The 2,247-nt window shown below is 36.4% G+C and carries 2 protein-coding genes and 1 pseudogene; all 3 read left to right on the top strand.

Translation table 11 applies throughout. The features are described from left to right. On the top strand, positions 1–191 hold a 191-nt coding region (locus F6K13_RS29455; protein WP_287289328.1), incomplete at its 5' end, for a hypothetical protein. After that, positions 124–888, top strand: a pseudogene (locus tag F6K13_RS29450) (aldo/keto reductase); the annotation flags it as partial. The gene F6K13_RS29455 and the pseudogene F6K13_RS29450, both read left to right, overlap by 68 nt. Positions 889–1,280: 392 nt before the next feature. Next, positions 1,281–1,928, top strand: coding sequence for a tellurite resistance TerB family protein (locus F6K13_RS29445; protein ID WP_124147514.1), 648 nt, complete (start codon positions 1,281–1,283; stop codon positions 1,926–1,928). Positions 1,929–2,247: the final 319 nt, after the last annotated feature.

Below are 2,247 nucleotides of genomic sequence, written 5' to 3'. Positions count from 1 at the left end.
GACGCCAGCTTGCGATCCGAGGTGTCGGTCCGTGGCTGGGGGCGGGGCTGCTGTTCCTCAACATCATGGCCCCCGACGGCACGTTCGACCTGGCCGCGGCCCGGCGAACGATCCGGCAGGCCTGTGGCGAGAAAATTACAAATACAGGGCAAAGTCAGATTTATTGGTTTTTCTACTCACGGGCCGACTGATGTCATAGTTAAAACTATAGAAACAAATGAATTTGACTATGTTAACTTACACTGGTACTACATTAATCAAAATAATTGGCCAGCAATAGAGGCTGCTAATCGCTTTGATATGGGAGTATTTATTATTAGCCCCTCTAATAAAGGAGGTAAACTGTATCAACCACCACAGAAATTAGTAGATTTATGCTATCCACTCAGCCCGATGGTATTTAACGATCTATTTTGTTTGAGTCATCCTCAAGTGCATACATTGAGTGTGGGTGCATCACAACCAACAGATTTTGACGAACATCTCAAAACAATTGAATTGTTAGATCGAGCTGATGAGATATTACCATCAATATTGGCAAGACTAGAGCAAGAAGCGATCGCTCAACTAGGAGAAAATTGGTTCAAAACCTGGGACATTGGTTTGCCCTCTCTAGAAGAGACTCCTGGAAATATCAATATCCCTGTGATTTTATGGTTAAGAAATCTAGCGATCGCCTACGATATGGTCGAATACAGTAAAATGCGCTATAACTTATTGGGTAATGGTAGCCACTGGTTTCCTGGTGCAAATGCTGAAGAATTAGAAAAATATGACCTGAGCAAATGCCTGGCCAATAGTCCCCATGCCGAAAAAATTCCGGATATTCTTCAAGATGCTCATAAACTATTAGGAGGAAATCCAGTGGAACGTTTGTCTAAAAGTTAATTTATTTATTTTATTTATCAAAATAATTGGGTCTAAAACCCCGCCTTGATTGGCGAAATGTTTTTGGAGGGTTGGTCAAAATACCCGTTACAAAAACAACTTCTGGCTTAGTTAGAGAAGGTTATTCTAGGTTGCGGATAAAAATATTTTGGAATTAACACTGGAGTAGGGAAAAGTACTAATAGTTTTAGACTTTATTAGACATCTCCAAAAAGAAAAAATAAAATCAATTTTTATTCATAAATTATCAATTTCCCTCTATTTTGCCTGTTCCCTGTTCTCTCTTTTGGAGGAGATGTCTATTATTTATCTATAACTTTAATTCTTTGACAAATCCTGTACTGATTCCTATATTTATATATAATTAAAATTTTATAGTCTCAAGAAAATCTATGTCGTATGAACATATTTTTAATAGTCAAGTAAAATGTTCGGAGGAATTAACCTCTAATGAAGCCATCTTTGCTATTGGTTTAATGGTCATGGCAGTTGATGGTGATATTGATATGAATGAAGTAGAAATTTTAGAGGGTTTTTTACTAAAAAAAGGGTTTAACGCTAAAGAAGTTGATGCAGCTAGAGAAAAAGTTTTAAGAATTATTAGTACAGAAAATAACGAAGCATTATTTTCGGCAGCAAAACAAGCACTTCAAGATGAAAAAGAAATAGAAAATGCTTTTGATTTAGCAGTAAAAATCGCAATAGCAGATGAGAAAGTAACAGAAGAAGAAAATAGTTTTGTGCTGGAGTTAGCTAGTACTCTAAAAATTGGTCAGCAAAAGGTGAATAAAATAGTTGCAGATGCAACAAAGTATTATCGTAATTCTGAAAAATTAATTGAAAAAATAGAGGAAATTTTATCAGAATTACCTATAGGATCTAAATACGAAGGCTATATTAATTCAACTACAGGTTTAAGATCGCTAAATATAAAAATCCGCACCCCAGATAACGAGTTAGTCATACTTAATATTGATGAAACTCGAGATGAAGCTCAAATAGAAATGGAATTGGAAGAAGCTCCACCTTGGATGCTCTAAATGCGGACATGATATTATTCCCTCTTCATTAATTGCGAGCAAGATGCTCGCACTATTTATTATGCTGATGCTACTGAACTTGAAATAACATTAGACTTGTCGCGAAATAAAACCTTAAAGTGAAATGGGAAAATTCTGGTTTTCACTGATTAAACTATGCTACCATTAAGTAGAAATTCCAGAGTCCAGCCGCAGTGAACATGAAGCGATCGTCGCGCATCTTTAATGTGATTTCGATACAATCCTCTCCCTGCATTATATCTCTTCACGCCAGATATTGTATGTTCACATTTGACGCTAACGCTACTTTTCTCTCTAT

Source organism: Okeania sp. SIO2B9, assembly GCF_010672505.1.
Lineage (GTDB): Bacteria > Cyanobacteriota > Cyanobacteriia > Cyanobacteriales > Microcoleaceae > Okeania > Okeania hirsuta.
This window is presented reverse-complemented; position numbering and strand designations above follow the sequence as displayed.

Coding starts and splice junctions, on each gene's coding strand:
- F6K13_RS29445 (WP_124147514.1), top strand. CDS start 1,281: ATGTCGTATGAACATATTTTTAATAGTCAAGTAAAATGTTCGGAGGAA.